General features: G+C 64.1%; 20 protein-coding genes and 1 pseudogene. 12 read left to right on the top strand and 9 right to left on the bottom strand.

All coding sequences use genetic code 11. The annotated features are described in order from the left end of the window. Nucleotides 1-34: 34 nt before the first annotated feature. Genes hisB through coaA form a run of 7 tightly spaced genes read left to right on the top strand, consistent with a single transcriptional unit; the run spans nucleotide 35 to nucleotide 4,643 of the window. Nucleotides 35-628, top strand: coding sequence for an imidazoleglycerol-phosphate dehydratase HisB (gene hisB, locus P0652_RS12805; RefSeq protein WP_284179223.1), 594 nt, complete (start codon nucleotides 35-37; stop codon nucleotides 626-628). Next, nucleotides 628-1,110 (top strand): DUF2628 domain-containing protein, encoded by a 483-nt coding sequence (locus P0652_RS12800; protein WP_284179222.1) that lies wholly within the window; start codon nucleotides 628-630, stop codon nucleotides 1,108-1,110. The genes hisB and P0652_RS12800 overlap by 1 nt, the downstream gene beginning before the upstream one ends. Beyond that, nucleotides 1,107-1,757, top strand: a complete 651-nt coding sequence (gene hisH / locus P0652_RS12795) for an imidazole glycerol phosphate synthase subunit HisH (protein ID WP_284179221.1) — start codon at nucleotides 1,107-1,109, stop codon at nucleotides 1,755-1,757. Before P0652_RS12800 ends, hisH begins: the two co-directional genes overlap by 4 nt. A 23-nt stretch (nucleotides 1,758-1,780) precedes the next feature. Then, a complete protein-coding gene (gene hisA / locus P0652_RS12790) occupies nucleotides 1,781-2,518 on the top strand; it encodes a 1-(5-phosphoribosyl)-5-[(5-phosphoribosylamino)methylideneamino]imidazole-4-carboxamide isomerase (protein ID WP_284179220.1) in 738 nt (245 codons plus the stop codon). Beyond that, nucleotides 2,518-3,309: an imidazole glycerol phosphate synthase subunit HisF gene (gene hisF, locus P0652_RS12785; RefSeq protein WP_284179219.1), complete on the top strand. Its 792-nt coding sequence runs from the start codon at nucleotides 2,518-2,520 to the stop codon at nucleotides 3,307-3,309. Before hisA ends, hisF begins: the two co-directional genes overlap by 1 nt. Then, nucleotides 3,306-3,635 (top strand): phosphoribosyl-ATP diphosphatase, encoded by a 330-nt coding sequence (locus P0652_RS12780; protein WP_284179218.1) that lies wholly within the window; start codon nucleotides 3,306-3,308, stop codon nucleotides 3,633-3,635. Before hisF ends, P0652_RS12780 begins: the two co-directional genes overlap by 4 nt. A gap of 36 nt (nucleotides 3,636-3,671) precedes the next feature. Further along, nucleotides 3,672-4,643 (top strand): type I pantothenate kinase, encoded by a 972-nt coding sequence (gene coaA / locus P0652_RS12775; RefSeq protein WP_284179217.1) that lies wholly within the window; start codon nucleotides 3,672-3,674, stop codon nucleotides 4,641-4,643. A 15-nt stretch (nucleotides 4,644-4,658) separates the two neighbouring features. Here the strand turns inward: coaA and P0652_RS12770 are convergent, their stop codons facing one another. From P0652_RS12770 to P0652_RS12755, 4 genes are all read right to left on the bottom strand, one after another. Then, nucleotides 4,659-5,657 (bottom strand): adenosine kinase, encoded by a 999-nt coding sequence (locus P0652_RS12770; protein WP_284179541.1) that lies wholly within the window; start codon nucleotides 5,655-5,657, stop codon nucleotides 4,659-4,661. 73 nt (nucleotides 5,658-5,730) lie between these two features. Then, nucleotides 5,731-6,309, bottom strand: coding sequence for a Smr/MutS family protein (locus P0652_RS12765; RefSeq protein WP_284179216.1), 579 nt, complete (start codon nucleotides 6,307-6,309; stop codon nucleotides 5,731-5,733). Next, on the bottom strand, nucleotides 6,306-7,511 hold the full coding sequence (gene mltA / locus P0652_RS12760; protein ID WP_284179215.1) for a murein transglycosylase A: 1,206 nt from the start codon (nucleotides 7,509-7,511) through the stop codon (nucleotides 6,306-6,308). Before mltA ends, P0652_RS12765 begins: the two co-directional genes overlap by 4 nt. Then, a complete protein-coding gene (locus P0652_RS12755) occupies nucleotides 7,508-8,236 on the bottom strand; it encodes a Tim44/TimA family putative adaptor protein (RefSeq protein WP_284179214.1) in 729 nt (242 codons plus the stop codon). Before P0652_RS12755 ends, mltA begins: the two co-directional genes overlap by 4 nt. 156 nt (nucleotides 8,237-8,392) lie before the next feature. On the opposite strand from P0652_RS12755, the gene P0652_RS12750 reads away from it, so the two are divergent. Both P0652_RS12750 and secB read left to right on the top strand, forming a co-directional pair. Further along, nucleotides 8,393-8,875: an FxsA family protein gene (locus P0652_RS12750; protein WP_284179213.1), complete on the top strand. Its 483-nt coding sequence runs from the start codon at nucleotides 8,393-8,395 to the stop codon at nucleotides 8,873-8,875. A 73-nt stretch (nucleotides 8,876-8,948) separates the two neighbouring features. Continuing rightward, nucleotides 8,949-9,407: a protein-export chaperone SecB gene (secB, locus tag P0652_RS12745; protein WP_284179211.1), complete on the top strand. Its 459-nt coding sequence runs from the start codon at nucleotides 8,949-8,951 to the stop codon at nucleotides 9,405-9,407. A gap of 15 nt (nucleotides 9,408-9,422) precedes the next feature. On the opposite strand, the gene dnaQ is transcribed toward secB, so the two are convergent. From dnaQ to P0652_RS12720, 5 genes are read right to left on the bottom strand one after another with little or no spacing between them, the layout of a single operon-like run. Continuing rightward, the gene (gene dnaQ / locus P0652_RS12740) at nucleotides 9,423-10,163 is read right to left on the bottom strand and encodes a DNA polymerase III subunit epsilon (RefSeq protein WP_284179210.1); all 741 of its coding nucleotides are present in this window, start codon (nucleotides 10,161-10,163) and stop codon (nucleotides 9,423-9,425) included. Between the two features lie 11 nt (nucleotides 10,164-10,174). Continuing rightward, nucleotides 10,175-10,765 (bottom strand): dephospho-CoA kinase, encoded by a 591-nt coding sequence (gene coaE, locus P0652_RS12735; protein WP_284179209.1) that lies wholly within the window; start codon nucleotides 10,763-10,765, stop codon nucleotides 10,175-10,177. A 19-nt stretch (nucleotides 10,766-10,784) separates the two neighbouring features. Next, nucleotides 10,785-11,663 (bottom strand): shikimate dehydrogenase, encoded by an 879-nt coding sequence (locus tag P0652_RS12730; protein ID WP_284179208.1) that lies wholly within the window; start codon nucleotides 11,661-11,663, stop codon nucleotides 10,785-10,787. Between the two features lie 12 nt (nucleotides 11,664-11,675). Continuing rightward, a complete protein-coding gene (locus tag P0652_RS12725; RefSeq protein WP_284179207.1) occupies nucleotides 11,676-12,299 on the bottom strand; it encodes a Maf family protein in 624 nt (207 codons plus the stop codon). Beyond that, nucleotides 12,296-13,129 (bottom strand): pyruvate, water dikinase regulatory protein, encoded by an 834-nt coding sequence (locus P0652_RS12720; RefSeq protein WP_284179206.1) that lies wholly within the window; start codon nucleotides 13,127-13,129, stop codon nucleotides 12,296-12,298. The genes P0652_RS12725 and P0652_RS12720 overlap by 4 nt, the downstream gene beginning before the upstream one ends. A 392-nt stretch (nucleotides 13,130-13,521) precedes the next feature. Here P0652_RS12720 and hemE point away from each other — a divergent pair, with 392 nt between their 5' ends. The 3 genes and pseudogenes from hemE (at nucleotide 13,522) to rho (ending at nucleotide 16,442) form a co-directional block, all read left to right on the top strand. Further along, entirely contained in the window at nucleotides 13,522-14,541 is a 1,020-nt protein-coding gene (gene hemE / locus P0652_RS12715; RefSeq protein ID WP_284179205.1) for a uroporphyrinogen decarboxylase, read from the top strand. Nucleotides 14,542-14,546: 5 nt separating this feature from the next. Continuing rightward, nucleotides 14,547-14,963, top strand: a pseudogene (gene hemJ, locus P0652_RS12710) (protoporphyrinogen oxidase HemJ); the annotation flags it as partial. Between the two features lie 213 nt (nucleotides 14,964-15,176). After that, nucleotides 15,177-16,442, top strand: a complete 1,266-nt coding sequence (gene rho, locus P0652_RS12705) for a transcription termination factor Rho (protein ID WP_284179204.1) — start codon at nucleotides 15,177-15,179, stop codon at nucleotides 16,440-16,442. Nucleotides 16,443-16,456 lie beyond the last annotated feature (14 nt).

The following is a 16,456-nucleotide window of genomic DNA, read 5'->3' as shown; positions in this document are numbered from 1 at the left end:
TCCGGGCCCTGGCCGGACAATCGTGGAGTGAGCCATGCGTCGCGCCGACATCAAGCGGGAAACCGGTGAGACGAAGATCGAGGTCGGGCTCGATCTCGACGGGACCGGACGGGCCGATATCGCCACCGGGATCGGCTTTCTCGACCACATGCTGACGCTGCTTGCCCGCCATTCGATGATTGATCTGCTGGTCCGCGCCGAAGGCGACCTGCATGTCGATGACCACCACACGACGGAGGATGTCGGCATCGCGCTCGGCCAGGCTTTCGCCAGGGCGCTGGGCACGAAAGCCGGAATCACGCGCTATGCCGATTGCCTGATGCCGATGGACGAGACGCTGACGCGCGTCGCGCTCGACATTTCCGGCCGGGCTTTCCTCGTCTTCAAGGTTGATTTCCCGACCGAGAAGATCGGCACCTTCGATACCGAACTGGTGCGGGAATTCTTCCAGGCCTTCGCCTCCAATGCGGGCATCACCCTGCATGTCGAGTGCCTGCATGGGGTGAACAGCCACCATATCGCCGAAAGCGCCTTCAAGGGCCTTGCCCGGGTGCTACGGCTCGCCACCGAGAAGGATGCGCGCGCGGCGGATCGCGTGCCCTCGACCAAGGGGACGCTGTCGGTCTGATGGCTTGCTACACCGTTCACCTCAAGAGCCGCATCGCCGATCCGGATCTGGCCCGCGAGAAAGCTGTCTTCGTGCGGGACGGCTGGAATATCGCGGCGTTCGGGTTCGGGCCGTTCTGGCTGATCGCCAAGGGGCATGCCGTGATCGGCATTGTCGCGTTGCTGCTCCAGCTGGCGCTGCTCGGCATTGTGGCCGCCCTTGGCCTGCCGCCGGGTTTCCAGTTGGCCGTGATGGCCCTGATCTCGCTTTCCTGGGGGCTCGAAGGCGCAAGCCTGCGCCGGCTCGCGCTGCGCCTGTCGCGCCATCACGAGGCCGGGCTGGTGATCGCTCCGAGCGAGGATGAGGCCGAACGGCGGTTCTTTGCCGGTGAGGAGCGTCTGGATGCCCCCCGATCGGGGAAAGCCACCCCGGAGGGCTTCGTGCCGCACGGGCCGGCCAATCCGGTCATGGGCCTCTTCCCGCAGGCACGAGGTCCGGCGTGAAGATCGCCCTGATTGATTACGGCGCGGGGAATCTGCATTCCGCCGCCAAGGCCCTGATGCGCGCCCTCGACGAGACGGGCCAGCGCGGCGAGGTCTTCATGGGGGCCGATCCCGATGTGATCGCGACGGCGGACCGTATCGTCCTGCCTGGCGACGGCGCCTTCCGGGATTGCCGCGAGAACCTCGCCATTGTCAGCGGCCTGGAAGCGGCGCTTGACCACGCTGTCCGCGGCAAGGGGCGGCCGTTCCTCGGGATCTGCGTCGGCATGCAGCTGCTGGCGACACGCGGGCTCGAACGCGGCATTACCGCCGGGCTTGGCTGGATTCCGGGCGATGTCGTGCGGCTTGCGCCAGCCGATCCGGCGCTCAAGGTTCCGCATATGGGCTGGAACACGTTGGCCATGACCTCCGGCCACCCGGTACTGGACGGGATTTCGCTAGGTCCGCAGGGGCTCCACGCCTATTTCCTGCATTCCTACCATCTCATTCCGGAGGGCACCGGCAACCTGATCGCCACGGCGGAATATGGCGGGCCGGTTTCGGCCATAGTCGGCCGCGACACGGTGATCGGCACGCAGTTCCACCCGGAAAAAAGCCAGGTCCTCGGTGTCAAACTGCTTGCCAATTTCCTCAAATGGGCGCCATAGCGGCGCTTTCGACCGGAAGCGCCATGATCCTCTACCCCGCCATCGACCTCAAGAATGGGCAATGCGTTCGCCTCAAGCAGGGCGACATGGCGCAGGCCACCATCTTCAATGATGACCCGGCCGCGCAGGCCGCCGCCTTCGAGGCACAGGGTTTCGAGGCTTTGCATGTCGTCGATCTCGATGGCGCCTTCGCCGGCTCGCCGGTCAATGCGCGGGCGGTGGAGGGCATCATCGACCGCGTGCGCTTCCCGGTGCAACTGGGCGGCGGCATCCGCGAAATGGCGCAGGTGGAAGCGTGGCTCGCGCGCGGAATTGCGCGCGTGATTATCGGGACGGCCGCGCTGAAGAATCCCGGCTTCGTCCGCGAGGCGGCTCGCGCCTTTCCCGGCAAGGTCGCCGTGGGGATCGACGCGCGCGACGGCCGCGTGGCCGTGGAGGGCTGGGCCGAAACCTCCGACCTGCTGGCCGTCGATCTCGGCCGGCGCTTCGAGGATGCCGGCGTGGCGGCGATCATCTACACCAATATCGCGCGCGATGGCATGCTGTCAGGGCTCGATTTCGAGGGCACGGTCGGGCTGGCCGAGGCTTTGTCGATCCCGGTCATCGCCTCGGGCGGGCTGGCCTCGATCGTGGATGTCGAACGGCTTGTCTCGCCGGAATGCGGCCGGCTGGCCGGCGCCATTACCGGCCGCGCGCTTTATGATGGCCGGCTTGATCCGGCGGCGGCACTGGCCCTGGTCAGCCGGAGGAGGGCGGCCTGATGCTGAAGAAGCGCGTCATTCCCTGCCTCGACGTCAAGAATGGCCGCGTCGTCAAGGGCATCAACTTCGTCGATCTCGCCGATGTCGGCGATCCGGTCGAGAGCGCCAAGGCCTATGACGCTGCCGGCGCGGATGAATTGTGCTTTCTGGACATCACCGCCAGCCACGAGAATCGCGGCACGCTGCTCGATGTCGTCCGGCGAACAGCGGAAAACTGCTTCATGCCGGTGACGGTGGGCGGCGGGGTCCGGGATGTCGAGGATGTGCGCGCGCTGATGCTGGCCGGGGCGGACAAGGTCTCGATCAATACGGCTGCCGTACGCGACCGGTCGATCGTCGGGCGGGCGGCGGAGAAGTTCGGCGCCCAGGCTATTGTTGTCGCGATCGACGCCAAGAAGGTCAGCGGGGATGGAGAATCCCCGCGTTGGGAGATCTTCACCCATGGTGGTCGCAACCCCACGGGGATCGATGCGATCGCCTTCGCGCGCGAGGTCGCGGATCTCGGCGCGGGCGAGATCCTGCTGACTTCGATGGATCGCGACGGCACGAAGGCCGGGTTCGACCTGGCCCTGACGCGGGCCGTCAGCGATGCCGTGACTGTGCCGGTTGTGGCTTCCGGCGGAGTGGGCACGCTGGACCATCTCGTCGAGGGGATCCGGGAGGGCGGCGCCAGCGCCGTCCTGGCTGCCTCGATCTTCCATTACGGCACCTTTTCGATTGCCGAAGCCAAACGGCACATGGCACAGGCCGGGCTGCCGATGCGGCTGGACGGGCTGGAGGGCATCCGATGAGCCAGTTCACGCTCGAGGCACTTGATGCCATTGTCGCGGCCCGCTCGGCCGATGATCCGGCACAATCCTACACGGCGCGGCTTGCCAGCGAAGGCATGCCCCGCGCCACGAAGAAGCTGGGCGAGGAAGCCGTCGAGACCGTGATCGCTGCACTTTCGGGCGACCGGCGGGAATTGACGAAGGAAAGCGCTGACCTCCTCTATCATCTGCTCGTCGTGCTTCGGATCGCGGGTGTCGGGCTGGACCAGGTGATGGCCGAACTGGAGGCCCGGACTGCGCAATCCGGGCTCGCGGAGAAAGCCAGCCGGCCAGGCGGCCGGGGATAACGCCGCATCAGACGGCGGGAAGGGGGGCTCTACGCCATGGATGTCGAAATCTCGAAGCTGTCGCCCGATGTCGACCTGTCGCCATTCCGTCTGTTCAGCCGCGAGGAATGGGCTTCGTTGCGCGCGGATACGCCGCTGACGCTGAGCCTCGAGGAGATCAAGGGGCTAACCTCGATCAATGACCGGCTGGGCCTCGACGAGGTGGTGGATATCTACCTGCCACTCTCGCGCCTGCTGGCTCTCTATGTCGCGGCCACACAGGGCCTCTTCAAGGCGACGCAGCGCTTCCTCAATGCCGGTGGCGACGCCAAGGTTCCCTATATTATCGGCGTGGCCGGGTCGGTGGCGGTTGGGAAGTCCACCACGGCCCGCGTGCTCGAGAAGCTGCTGGCCCGCTGGCCGAACACGCCCAAGGTCAGCCTTGTGACGACGGATGGCTTCCTTCTGCCGAATGCCGAGCTGCGGCGGCTCGGGCTGATGGAGCGCAAGGGGTTTCCCGAGAGCTATGACACGCCGGCGCTGCTGCATTTTCTCGCGCGGATCAAGGCCGGGGAACGCAATGTCACCGCGCCGCTCTACTCGCATCTCGTCTATGACGTGGTGCCGGGCGAGCAGATCGAGATTGATCGGCCGGACATCCTGATTGTCGAGGGGCTCAACGTGCTGCAGCCGCCGAAACTGCCGCGCGACGCCAAGCCAATCCCCTTCGTCTCGGATTTCTTCGATTTCTCGATCTATATCGATGCGGAGGAAGAGCTTCTCCGGCGCTGGTATGTCGACCGGTTCATGACCCTGCGCAAGACCGCGTTCCGCAAACCGGAAAGTTTCTTCCGGCGCTATGCCGAGATTTCCGAAGAGGAAGCCCGGCAAACAGCGTTCGGCCTCTGGGACCGGATCAACCTGCCGAACCTGCGCGAGAACATCTTCCCGACGCGGCCCCGCGCCGATCTCATCCTGCGCAAGGGCAGCAACCACATGATCGAGGAAGTGGCGCTCCGGAAACTCTGAGCGCCTCCCTCTTCGTCAGGCGAGAAGGCCCGCCTGTTGTGCGAGGCCGCGCAGAGGCTCGGCCGGGCGGGCGCCGATCTTCTGGATGACATGGCTGGCCGCCAGCGCGCCGAGCTGGCCGGCCTTTTCGAAACCCATGCCCTGCGTGTAGCCGAACAGGAAGCCTGCCGCGAAGGCATCACCCGCGCCGGTTGCGTCGACCAGCTGCTCGATCGGGCGGGCGGGAACCGTGACCGTGCGATTGCCCTCGATGATGACGGCGCCCTGCTCCGACCGCGTGACGGCCGCGCGCTTCACATCGTTGCGGAGCGCCGAGAGAGCGGTGCCGAAATCGCCGGTTTCATACAATGCCTTCAGTTCGCTCTCGTTGGCGAAGACAAGATCGACCTCTCCGCCGCGCATCAGGGCAATGAACTCGTCCCGGTAACGATTGACGCAGAAGGAATCCGACAGGGTCAGCGCGACTTCGCGACCGGAAGCATGGGCCAGTTTCGCGGCCTTTCGGAAAGCGGCCTTCGCATGGGGCGGATCCCAGAGATAACCTTCGAGATAGGTCACCTTGGCCTTCGCCACCGTCGCGGGGTCGATTTCCGCCTCGGTAAGGTTCTGGCAGGCGCCGAGATAAGTGTTCATCGTGCGCTCGCCATCCGGGGTGACAAGGATGAAGCTGCGTGCGGTTGCCGGTCCATCCAGTGCCGCCGGCGTACCGAAGGCGACGCCCGAGGCCACGATGTCATGGGCGAAAACATCGCCGACCGGATCGGTCTTCACGCGGCCGATAAAAGCCGCCGCCCCGCCGAACGAAGCGAGGCCGACCACCGTATTCGCGGCCGAACCGCCGGAAATGATCGTCGCCGGGCCCATTGCCGCGTAAAGCCGCTCGGCCTGGGCTTCGTCGATGAGGGTCATCGACCCCTTGGCGACGCCCTGGGCCACGAGGAAATCTTCCTCAGCCCGGGCAATCACGTCGACAATGGCGTTGCCGAGGGCGAGAACGTCGAATTCGCGGTCCATCTGGAAATCCTTTGTGGCTCGGGACGCGTCGTCCACGGCCCAGGCGGGTGAATGGCCGAGCAGGGCGGAGAAATCAAGTGTCGCGGCGGCGACGAAGCCGGACATAGAGGGCGCCTTCGCCACCATGTTGGCGGGCCGAAACCTCGAAACCGACGACCAGAGGGCGGAGATCGGGGTCGGACAGCCAGTGAGGAACGAGGCGCCGCAGGATTCCCCGCTCGCCGCCAGGGGAATCGGGGCCCCCGCCCTTGCCTGTAATGACGAGGAGGAGCTTCGAGCCCAGCGCATGATGGCGGTGCAGGAACATCCGGAGAGCCTGATGCGCCTCCGCCTGCCGCATCCCGTGCAGGTCGAGGCGGCCATCGACCTGGCGGCTCCCGCGGGAAAGATCCTTGAGGAGGCGACGTTCCACACCGGCCAGCGGAAGCAGGCGCGGGCGGGCGGGCGTCTTCGGAGCAGGAAGCAGCGGCGCCACCGGAACCGGCTTCTCCTCTGGCTCAGGCCGAGGCTCCGGAACCGGGAGGGTGCGGCCCGGCATCGGCTTGGCACTCTGCACGACATGGGCCCAGAGCGTTCGCTCTTCCGCAGTCAGCCCGCGACGGAGCCGCCGGGCTGGTTTCGGCGGAACATCGCCGTCACGCCGCCGCTTCACGGCGACATCTCGCGCGGGACGAGGATGATGAACCGCATCGGATCTCGGAAAAGGCCAGCGCGATCTCCGGCCGCAGAACCGGACCCGACGAAAAAGTCGCCGCGTGCCGGCCCGACAATGGCGGAGCCGGTGTCCTGCGCGATCATCAGGCGCGCGATGCGCTTGCGTCCACCTTCGGGAACCAGCGGCGAGACCTCGATGAAGACCGGGAGGCCATAGGGCCAGATGGAACGGTCGACGGCGAGCGAGCGGCCCGCCACAAGCGGAATGCCGGCGCCGCCGATCGGCCCCTCATCCGGGGAGAGGCTCTCGTCGAGCTGGAAAAACACGTAGGAGCGGTTCTCCTCCATGAGCGCGCGGGCTTCGGCGGGATTTTCACGCAGCCAGCCCATCAGCTTCGCCAGCGTCATCGTTTCGAGCGCCATGATGCCGCGTTCAACCAACTTTCGCCCGATCGAGGTATAGGGGTGGCCGTTCCGGCCGGCATAGCGCAGGCGGCCGACGCCGCCGTCGACCCAGCGGAGGCGGGCGGAACCCTGGACCTGTGTGATGAAGAGCTCGGGCTTGTCGCGCAGCCAGGCGATTTCCAGCCCCTGGCCAGCCAGGGCACCTGCCCAGATCGCCTTGCGGTCGGGATAGGGTTCCGGGCCGCCGGGCCCGCGGCGCCAGGCCTGGAGGTCTGCATCGAGCGGAGACGGCGCAGGCTCGCCCTGCGGAACCGTGACAAGATCAGCCGGACGGCGCAGAACCGGCTCCGGAAACCCATCCCGCTTCTGCCGGGAGGCTTCAAGTTCGGGCTCGTAATAGCCGGTCAGGAAACCGGCACCGCTGAGCGGGATGATCTCGGCCGGCCTGAAATGCCGCTCGAAGAACTGTCGGGCCTGGCCATTATCGGCCGCAAGCACGTCCCTTCCGGCAAAGGCAAGGTCACAAGCCCGCTGGAGCGCGGCAGGGCGCGGTTGCCCCGACCTCAAGGCCGGGATGCCGGCCGGGCAGGTGCGGAGGAAGACAGAGAAGGCTTCGGCGTGGTTGTCATCGCTCCAGCCCGGTACGGCGGCCCAGTCGAGCACGCGGGTCCGGGTGCCGTCGGGTAGCAGGCTGGACAGAACCGATCCGGCAGGTTCAGCGGAGACCGACATGGACGAGAGGGCCCCGATCATCGCGGCAAGGCAGCCCTGGGCAACCTTGCCGGCAGGCTTCATTGCGCCGATTCGGTTGCCACAAGCCGCCAGTTCGGATCACGGGCCGTGGTTTCCCGGGCGAAAGTCCAGATATCGACCACGTCGGCCACCTTTTCCGCATTGCCATCGATCACCGTGCCACCGGCATCCCGGGTGGCGGTGATCAGCTTGGACTGAAAGCGGACGGTGACCTGCGCCGTACGGGCCCGCAGCGTCGCATCCGAGATCTCGGCCTTGTCGATCGAGACGAACTGGGTTTCCACCCGCTCGTTCCGGGTTTCGCGTTCGCGGATCGCAGCGTCGAAGCCTTCGAAGACATCCTTGGCCAGCAGATCCTTGAGGGTGCGGCGGTCACCATTCGCAAAGGCCAGCACGATCATCTCGTAGGCCGAGCGGGCGCCACCGACAAACTCCTTCGGATCGAAGCTCGGATCGGCCTGCATGATCTCGATGAGGCCTTTCTGGGCCGGGCTGTCCTTGGCCACTACACCCTCGAGGCGGGCTTCCGGGGGAAGAGCCTCGGTTGGCGCATCGCGGCGGAGGCCGGGCATGGGCACCACGTTCGAGCTGCCATTGGGGCCAGGGCTGTTGTCCTGCTGGGGGACGTCGGCGGGCGGGCGCCGGTCAAACAGGTCTCGCGGCGGCTTTTCCGTGCCGGTCCGCGTGCCCAGGACGGAGCGCAGCTTGTAGATCACGAAAACGGCCAGCCCCAAAAAGACCAGCGTGAGGATATCGAAATTCTGCATTGGTTCTTCCCGGCAAACCGCCATCGCATTCCGCATTGGCCAGGAAACGATGTTTCCCTGAATGTCATATAGGGCCTGTTCGCCCGCTTCGCTATCCTCTAGATGATCGCATGATCGCCGGAATTCGGCATCCCCCTGAGGCAGCGACGGCTCGTCATGCTCCGATCGTCCTTTCCAGCCCTGCGCCCCCTGCTCATCCTGGTTGCAGGCTGGATGCTGCTCGAATTCGTCCTGCTGGAGCTGCTTGCGGCACGGCTGGGCTGGGGCTTGGTGCTGGCCATCGTGAGCCTGAAGGGCGGCCTTGGCCTGATCGCGCTTGTCCTGATCACGGTTCTCGCCGGACGCGCGGCACGCGGTCACCAGGGGCTGGATCGCCTTGCCGCGCTTGGCTTCCCGATGGCATCCGGGATCCTGATCGCGCTACCGGGACTGATTCCGATGCTGTTCGGCATCGCGCTGTTCTCGCCAAGCCTGCGGAAGGGCGTGGTTGCCTGGTGGCAGCGACGCTCCGGCAAGGCAGAAGATCCGCGCTTTCTCGAGCTTCCGGCATCGGAATGGAAGGAAATCGCGGCGAAAAAAACCCGCCGCAAGGCAAAATCCGTCAAAGGCCCGCTTGAGGGCCAGCCGCCATCCGTGTAAGCGGGGGCACGGGTCGAACCGGATTGAACGGCGCACCGGTGACGGCGCGCATTGCGAAAACAGGACGAAAACGATGGCCGATGGCAATGGCGGCGCGCCGCATCTCGAAGCGCTTGCGCAATATGTGAAGGATCTCTCCTTCGAGAATCCAAACGCTCCGCAATCGCTGCGGCCCCAGGAAACACCGCCGAACATCTCGATCCAGGTCAACGTCAATTCCAAGCCGATTGGCGAGGACGATTACGAGATCGAACTGATCCTCGAAGGGGCGGCTGGCGAGGGCGACGGCATGCTGTTCCGCTTCGAGCTGAATTTCGGAGGGGTCTTCCGCCTGATGAACATCCCGAAGGAACATATCAGCCAGGTGCTCATGATCGAGTGCCCGCGCCTGATGTTCCCGTTCGCGCGCGCTGTCCTGGCCAATGCGGTACGGGATGGCGGTTTCCCGCCCTTCCTGCTCCAGCCGATCGATTTCGGCGGTCTCTATCAGGCGCGCATGCAGGAATTGCAGCGCGGCGGCATGAACAGCTGATCAATCCATCCTTCATCAGCTGGTCTTGGCCGGGTCGCCCGACGGGTCAGGCGCTCCGGCGAGATACTCATTCCAGAGCGCTCTTGCGCCGATCTGGGCGACAAACTCGGCATGGAGCCTGCGCTCGTCTTCCGAGATCCGCGCGTGGTGCTGCATGAAGCCGCGTTTCCGGTCGGCTTCACGCACGGCCGCAATGGCGCCCGTCGCCGGCGCCGAAAGATCTGCCGTCAGCCCCAGGGATGACTGGCGGCCGCCGGTCAGTTCGGCATAGACCTCGGCGAGAATCTCCGAATCGAGCAAGGCGCCATGCTTCGTGCGCCTGGAATTGTCGATTCCGTAGCGCTGGCAGAGCGCATCGAGCGAGTTCTGCTGGCCAGGATGGCGCCGGCGTGCCAGCATCAGCGTGTCGATCACGCGTGTCTGCACAATGGGCGGGTGCCCCAGTCGCTTCAGCTCGTAGTTCAGGAAGCCGATATCAAAGGCGGCATTGTGAATAACGAGCGCCGAATCGCCGATGAAGTCGAGGAATTCCTGTGCGACATCGCGGAAGACCGGCTTGTCGGAGAGGAATGCATCCGAAAGCCCGTGAATAGCGAAGGCATCCGGCGACATCGGTCGCTCAGGATTGAGATAGCGATGGAAGACCCTGCCGGTGAGAAACCGGTTCACCATCTCGACGCAGCCGATCTCGACAAGCCGGTCACCCTTGAACGGGTCAAGGCCGGTCGTTTCGGTATCGAGCACGATCTCGCGCATTCAAAAGTCCCTCACCCGATTGTCGATGCCAAGGCCCGGATGAGCGCGTGGACATCCCGACGCGCGGCATCGAGGCCGAGGCCGGTATCGATCATGGCATGGGCGCGGCGGCGTTTCTCCGCCGGGGGCATCTGCCGCGCGAGAATGGCGTGGAAAAGCGCCTCGCTCATGCCCGGCCGGGCCAGCACGCGACGGGCCTGCTCCTCGGGCGAGACATGGACCACGAGCACAGCGTCGCAGCGTTGTTCGGCTCGTGTTTCAAAAAGAAGCGGGATATCGAGCACGACGAGCCGGTGTCCAAGCCGAGCAGCAGTGTCAAGAGCCGCCAGCTCGGCAGCCCGGACCAGCGGATGGACGATGGCCTCCAGCTCCGGAAAACGATGCGGGGATGCGCGAAGGACTGCCGACAAGGCCGCGCGGTCGACCTTCCCCTCCCGCGTTGTGCCCGGGAAAGCAGCCTCGACCAAAGCGACGGCCGGGCCGGCATAGAGGGCATGGACGGTCGCATCGGCATCATGGACGGGGATTCCCGCTTCTCGGAAGAAGGCAGCGGTGGTCGACTTGCCGCTGCCAATCGATCCCGTCAGGCCGAGCCGAAACATGCCGCAATCCCTTTTGCCATCAATGCTGCGCCAGCAGATCAGCGAAGACATGCTGCCGCAGGGCTTGTGTGACCGAGGGATGCTGGCCGAACCAGCGTTCAAACCCGGGCACGGCCTGATGGAGCAGCATGCCGAGACCGTCCAGCGTTCTCAAGCCACGGTGATTGGCTGCGGCCAGAAGAGGCGTTTCGAGCGGGACATAGACGATATCCGCCACGATGCCAGAGGGTTTCATCGCTGACAGATCGATTTCGAGCGGAGACTGGCCATTCATTCCCATGCTGGTGGTATTGACCAGCAGATCGACGGTTCCGAGATGCGCACCGCGATCGGACCAGTCGAGAATCGTGAGTGGCGCCGCCGGCAAAACAGCCCGGATATCGTCACACAGGGTTTCCGCCCGCTCTCGGGAACGATTCGACACCGAAATGGCTTTCACATTCCGATCGAGAAGAGGGGCGATCAGGCCACGCGCGGCTCCCCCGGCTCCGATGATCCGGATTTCCGCCGGTTCACGGTCCCATTCCGGCCATGTCTCCGAGAGATGCGCGACAAATCCGATCCCGTCGGTATTGTCCCCATGGAGTTCGGGACCCTCGAACCAGAAGGTATTGACCGCGCCGGCGATCCGGGCCCGCTCCGTCACGCGGTCGCAGGCCATGAACGCTTCTTCCTTGTGCGGCACGGTGACGTTCCCGCCGGCATAGCCCTCGGCCCGCAACTCGCGGAGCACGGCCGCGACCGCTCCGGGCATCACCTCGCGGCGGTCATAGGCGCCGTCGAGGCCAAGCTGCTTGAGCCAGTAGCCGTGGATCAGCGGCGACCGGGCATGGGTGATCGGGCGGCCAATGATGACGGCCCGTGTTCCCGGATGGCCGGTTCTGGCTGGATCATTCATTGATGTGGGCTCCTACGCGGCAAGACAATCGAGGTCCCGCAGGGCGTGCAAGACCGGGATCAAGGGTAGTCCGAGGATCGTGCTGTGGTCACCTTCGATCGAGTCGAAGAGATGGATTCCCAGCGCCTCGAGCTGGTAGCCACCGACAGTGGTGGTGACGAGCGGACCCATGCTGTCGAGATAGGCGTCGAGGAACGCTGCCGAGAAATTCCGCATCTGCAGCGATGCCGAGGCGATGCCGGCCCAGAGTACAGAATCGCCCCGGCGAAGCACCGCCGCCGAATGGAGAAAATGCGCGGTCCCGCGCAAGGAGAGCAGCTGGGCTCTGGCATGATCCAGGTCCGCCGGCTTCATCAGCAAGCGCCCCTGATGGTCGAGCGTCTGGTCTGCGGCGAGAAGCAGTTCCTCCGGATGCTTGCGCGCGGCGGCTTCCGCCTTGGCATGCGCCAGCGCAATGGCAATTTCGGCCGGCGTCCGGCGTGTTTCCAGCAACGTGGCGGCGATCGCACCCTCGTCAACAGGCGCGCGCACCACCACCAGCGGAATTCCAGCTGCTTCCAGCATCTGACGCCGCGTTGCGGAGCCGGAGGCGAGCAGCAGCGGCTGGCCCCGCTTCCAGAAAGTCGACCCGTTCATTGCGCAACCAACCCCAATCGATGCGTGCGGTAGAGATCGATGATTGCGGCAGCGGTTTCCTCGATCGACCGTCGCGTGACATCGATCACCGGCCAGTTGTTGCGGTCGAACAGGCGGCGGGCCTGTGCGATTTCCTCCGTTACGGCCTGGCGGTCAATATAGGTCGAATCCTTGCCATCCGCCGCCAGGGCCAGCATCCGGTTCTGCCGGATCTGGACGATGCGCTCCGGGGAGGCCACGAGGCCGACAATCAGCGGCTTGACCAGCGTCTCGATATTGGGCGGAAGCGGTACATTCGGGACCAGCGGCACATTGGCCGTCTTGATCCCGCGATTGGCGAGATAGATGCTTGTCGGCGTCTTCGAGGTTCGGCTGACGCCCACCAGGACGACATCGGCCTGATCGAGATTTTCGGTCAATTGGCCGTCATCATGCATCATCGTGAAATTGAGGGCATCAATCCGGCGGAAATATTCAGCGTTCAGCATGTGCTGGGCGCCGGCCTTGGGGGTTGTCACCACGCCGAGATAGGACTGGAACAGGTTATGGACCGGCTCGAGGACTGAAAGGCTTGGACATCCCTGTTCCTCGCAGGCTCTCTGCAGGCGGGCCGCCAGTTCCTGGTCAACCATCGTGTAGAGCACGATTCCAGGCTCGTTCTCGATATCGAGGATGACCCGGTCGAGCTGCCTTTCATTGCGCACGAGCGGATAGACATGCTCAATCGGCGAAATACCGGCATAGAGCGCCGTTGCCGCGCGGGCCACGGTAATCAGCGTCTCGCCGGTCGAATCCGAGACCAGATGGAGATGAAAGAAGTTCCGGCCCATGATCCCTGTCCGAAGTCCCGGGGCGATGGCGATATCAACCGGGTTGTCCACATCCCTGTTTACGGCGGGGGACAGTCGAGCGCAATCGAGCCCCTTGCGGGAAGGCAGCCGAAGGCCCTGTGGGAAAGGCGGAAATCCATCCCCAGAGACCGGGTTGGGGATTCTTGCGGAGAGAGGATGTGAAGATCGGGGAGAAACCGGTCATTGCCGGATCATTCTGCTCCAAGCGGCTGGGATTCCTTGAAAAACGATCGGCTCGGGACGCCTTGTCTTTCCCATGTGTCCAGTCCGGTTGACATTCCTCTGTGGACGATCTTGCGGATGCCCTTTGAGGCGTGCCAGAAAGAGAAACAGAGAAGAATCCTCTTCCTTTCTTGTTTTCGGGAGCCTTCGTGAAGCCCTTCCTCGATGTTCTGGCCGGAAAGGCTACTGCGCGTCCCCCCATCTGGCTCATGCGTCAAGCCGGTCGTTATCTACCGGAATATCGCGCCATCCGTTCTCAGGCACGGGACTTCCTGCATTTCTGTTATTCGCCGGAACTCGCGATCGAAGCGACGATGCAGCCGATCCGGCGGTTCAGTTTCGATGCCGCCATCATCTTTTCGGATATTCTCGTCATCCCGGATGCTCTCGGTCAGAGTGTCCGCTTTGCGGAGGGCGAGGGACCGCGTCTCGAAGCGATGGAGACGCCGGAGGCTCTCAAAGGCCTTGCATCCGCTCTTGACGAGGAGAAGCTGGAACCGGTCTACAACGCCCTTCGCGGTGTGCGCGCTGCCCTGCCACCATCTGTGGCGCTGATTGGCTTCTGTGGCGCTCCCTGGACGCTGGCGACCTATATGATCGGCGGTCGAGGGACCCCGGATCAGGCGCCGGCCCGGCATTTTGCCTATCAGCATCCGGAGGCCTTCCAATCACTGACGGACCTGCTTGTCGAAGCCTGTACGCGCCATCTGTGCTTGCAAGCAGAAGCTGGCGCCGAGGCGCTTCAGATCTTCGATTCCTGGGCAGGCAACCTGCCTGAGAGGGAATTGCGGCGCTGGAGCGAGGCTCCGATCGGGCGGATCATTGCCGGCGTGAAGGCCCGCCACCCCTCCGTCCCGATTATTGCATTCCCGAGGGGTATTGCCGGTGGTTTCTCGCGATTCGTTTCCGAAACGAACTGCGATGCGATCAGCCTGGATACGGCCTGTGCGCTTTCCGATATCCGGAAGCAACTCCCGCCCGGCATGGTGACCCAGGGCAATCTCGACCCTCTGGTCCTGATCAACGGCGGCAGTGGCCTGGATGCGGCGGTTGACCATATCCTCGAATCGACGGCGGGCCTGCCGCATGTCTTCAATCTGGGTCACGGGATCCTGCCGCCCACGCCGATCCCGCATGTTGAAGCCATGTTGCGGCGGGTGCGGGGCTGATGGATCTCTGGCTCAAGGCTCTGCATGTTCTGGCGATCATCTCGTGGATGGCTGGCCTGCTCTATCTACCGAGGCTGATGGTCTATCATTCGGAAGCACAGGCACATTCCGATGCCAGCGAGCGCTTCAAGGTGATGGAGCGCAAGCTGTACCGCTACATCATGCGGCCAGCCATGGTCGTTGCCTGGGGGACCGGCCTTTGGCTGGCCTGGTCGAGCTTCGGGTTCCGCGGCGGCTGGTTGCATGGCAAGCTGCTGCTGGTTGCGCTGATGACCGGCCACCACCATTTGCAGGGAGCATGGGTTGCGGCTTTCGCGCGTGACGAGCGACGCCACACGGGACGGTTTTACCGCATGCAGAATGAGGTTCCGACGTTGCTGATGGTCGGTATCGTCGTGCTGGTCATCGTCAAGCCCTTCTGAACAGCAGGCCGGCAGGCTGAGCGCAGGGTCCTGCGAAAGACGTCTTGCCGAATCCTGATAAAGCGTTTATCGGACTTGCATCGCTCGCCCCCTTCCTGCGGCTGAGCGGCTCCGGCTGTCAGTGATCTGGCATGCCAGACTGGCCTTTTCCCAAGATGCGTAACGGCCCGTCTTCGTTTTTCCCCGTTCGACTATTCCAATCAAGGTTTGACAATGCCGGAGATCAAGCTCCACGACCTGAAGCGCAAATCACCTACCGAACTCCTCAGCTTTGCGGAGGAACTGGAGGTCGAGGGCGCCAGCACCATGCGTAAGCAGGAGCTGATGTTTGCCATCCTGAAGCAGCTCGCCGCCAATGATACCGAGATTATTGGTGAGGGCGTTGTCGAAGTCCTGCAGGATGGTTTCGCCTTCCTTCGTTCGCCGGATGCCAATTATCTGGCCGGGCCGGACGACATCTACATCTCTCCCGCGCAAATCCGCCGCTTCTCGCTGCGGACCGGCGATACCGTGGAGGGGCTGATCCGGTCCCCGCGGGACGGAGAGCGCTATTTCGCGCTGCTGAAGGTCAATACGATCAATTTCGAAGACCCGGAGAAGGCGCGCCACAAGGTCCATTTCGACAATCTCACGCCGCTCTATCCCGACCAGCGGTTGCGGCTTGAGAATCCCGACCCGACGAAGAAGGACATGTCGGCCCGGGTGATCGACATCGTCGCGCCGATTGGCAAGGGCCAGCGTGCGCTGATCGTCGCACCGCCCCGGACAGGCAAGACCGTCCTCTTGCAGAATGTCGCCCAGTCGATCACGACCAACCACCCGGAATGCTATCTGATCGTCCTGCTCATCGACGAGCGGCCGGAGGAAGTGACCGACATGCAACGTTCCGTCCGTGGAGAGGTTGTCTCGTCGACTTTCGATGAACCGGCTACGCGGCATGTCCAGGTAGCGGAGATGGTGATCGAGAAGGCCAAGCGCCTCGTCGAACATGGCCGGGATGTGGTGATCCTGCTCGATTCGATCACCCGCTTGGGCCGGGCTTACAACACCGTCGTGCCGTCTTCCGGCAAGGTTCTCACCGGCGGTGTCGATGCGAATGCGCTGCAGCGCCCGAAGCGGTTTTTCGGTGCTGCCCGCAATATCGAGGAAGGCGGCTCGCTGACAATCATTGCAACCGCGCTGATCGATACGGGCAGCCGCATGGACGAAGTGATCTTTGAGGAATTCAAGGGTACAGGCAATTCGGAAATCGTGCTCGACCGGAAGGTAGCGGACAAGCGCGTATTCCCGGCGCTGGACATTCTCAAATCCGGCACCCGGAAAGAAGAGCTCATCACGCCGCGCGAACAACTCCAGAAGACCTATGTCCTGCGTCGCATTCTCAACCCGATGGGTCCGCAGGATGCGATCGAGTTCCTGCTCGACAAGCTTCGGCAGACCAAGCAGAACAGCGACTTCTTCGAGTCGATGAACACCTGACACGCGCCATTTGG

It is taken from the genome of Rhabdaerophilum sp. SD176, from assembly GCF_030143245.1.
Lineage (GTDB): Bacteria > Pseudomonadota > Alphaproteobacteria > Rhizobiales > Beijerinckiaceae > Rhabdaerophilum.
This window is presented reverse-complemented; position numbering and strand designations above follow the sequence as displayed.

Coding starts and splice junctions, on each gene's coding strand:
- hisB (WP_284179223.1), top strand. CDS start 35: ATGCGTCGCGCCGACATCAAGCGGGAAACCGGTGAGACGAAGATCGAG.
- P0652_RS12800 (WP_284179222.1), top strand. CDS start 628: ATGGCTTGCTACACCGTTCACCTCAAGAGCCGCATCGCCGATCCGGAT.
- hisA (WP_284179220.1), top strand. CDS start 1,781: ATGATCCTCTACCCCGCCATCGACCTCAAGAATGGGCAATGCGTTCGC.
- hisF (WP_284179219.1), top strand. CDS start 2,518: ATGCTGAAGAAGCGCGTCATTCCCTGCCTCGACGTCAAGAATGGCCGC.
- P0652_RS12780 (WP_284179218.1), top strand. CDS start 3,306: ATGAGCCAGTTCACGCTCGAGGCACTTGATGCCATTGTCGCGGCCCGC.
- coaA (WP_284179217.1), top strand. CDS start 3,672: ATGGATGTCGAAATCTCGAAGCTGTCGCCCGATGTCGACCTGTCGCCA.
- P0652_RS12770 (WP_284179541.1), bottom strand. CDS start 5,657: ATGGACCGCGAATTCGACGTTCTCGCCCTCGGCAACGCCATTGTCGAC.
- mltA (WP_284179215.1), bottom strand. CDS start 7,511: ATGAAGCCTGCCGGCAAGGTTGCCCAGGGCTGCCTTGCCGCGATGATC.
- P0652_RS12755 (WP_284179214.1), bottom strand. CDS start 8,236: ATGCAGAATTTCGATATCCTCACGCTGGTCTTTTTGGGGCTGGCCGTT.
- P0652_RS12750 (WP_284179213.1), top strand. CDS start 8,393: ATGCTCCGATCGTCCTTTCCAGCCCTGCGCCCCCTGCTCATCCTGGTT.
- secB (WP_284179211.1), top strand. CDS start 8,949: ATGGCCGATGGCAATGGCGGCGCGCCGCATCTCGAAGCGCTTGCGCAA.
- dnaQ (WP_284179210.1), bottom strand. CDS start 10,163: ATGCGCGAGATCGTGCTCGATACCGAAACGACCGGCCTTGACCCGTTC.
- coaE (WP_284179209.1), bottom strand. CDS start 10,765: ATGTTTCGGCTCGGCCTGACGGGATCGATTGGCAGCGGCAAGTCGACC.
- P0652_RS12730 (WP_284179208.1), bottom strand. CDS start 11,663: ATGAATGATCCAGCCAGAACCGGCCATCCGGGAACACGGGCCGTCATC.
- P0652_RS12725 (WP_284179207.1), bottom strand. CDS start 12,299: ATGAACGGGTCGACTTTCTGGAAGCGGGGCCAGCCGCTGCTGCTCGCC.
- P0652_RS12720 (WP_284179206.1), bottom strand. CDS start 13,129: ATGGGCCGGAACTTCTTTCATCTCCATCTGGTCTCGGATTCGACCGGC.
- rho (WP_284179204.1), top strand. CDS start 15,177: ATGCCGGAGATCAAGCTCCACGACCTGAAGCGCAAATCACCTACCGAA.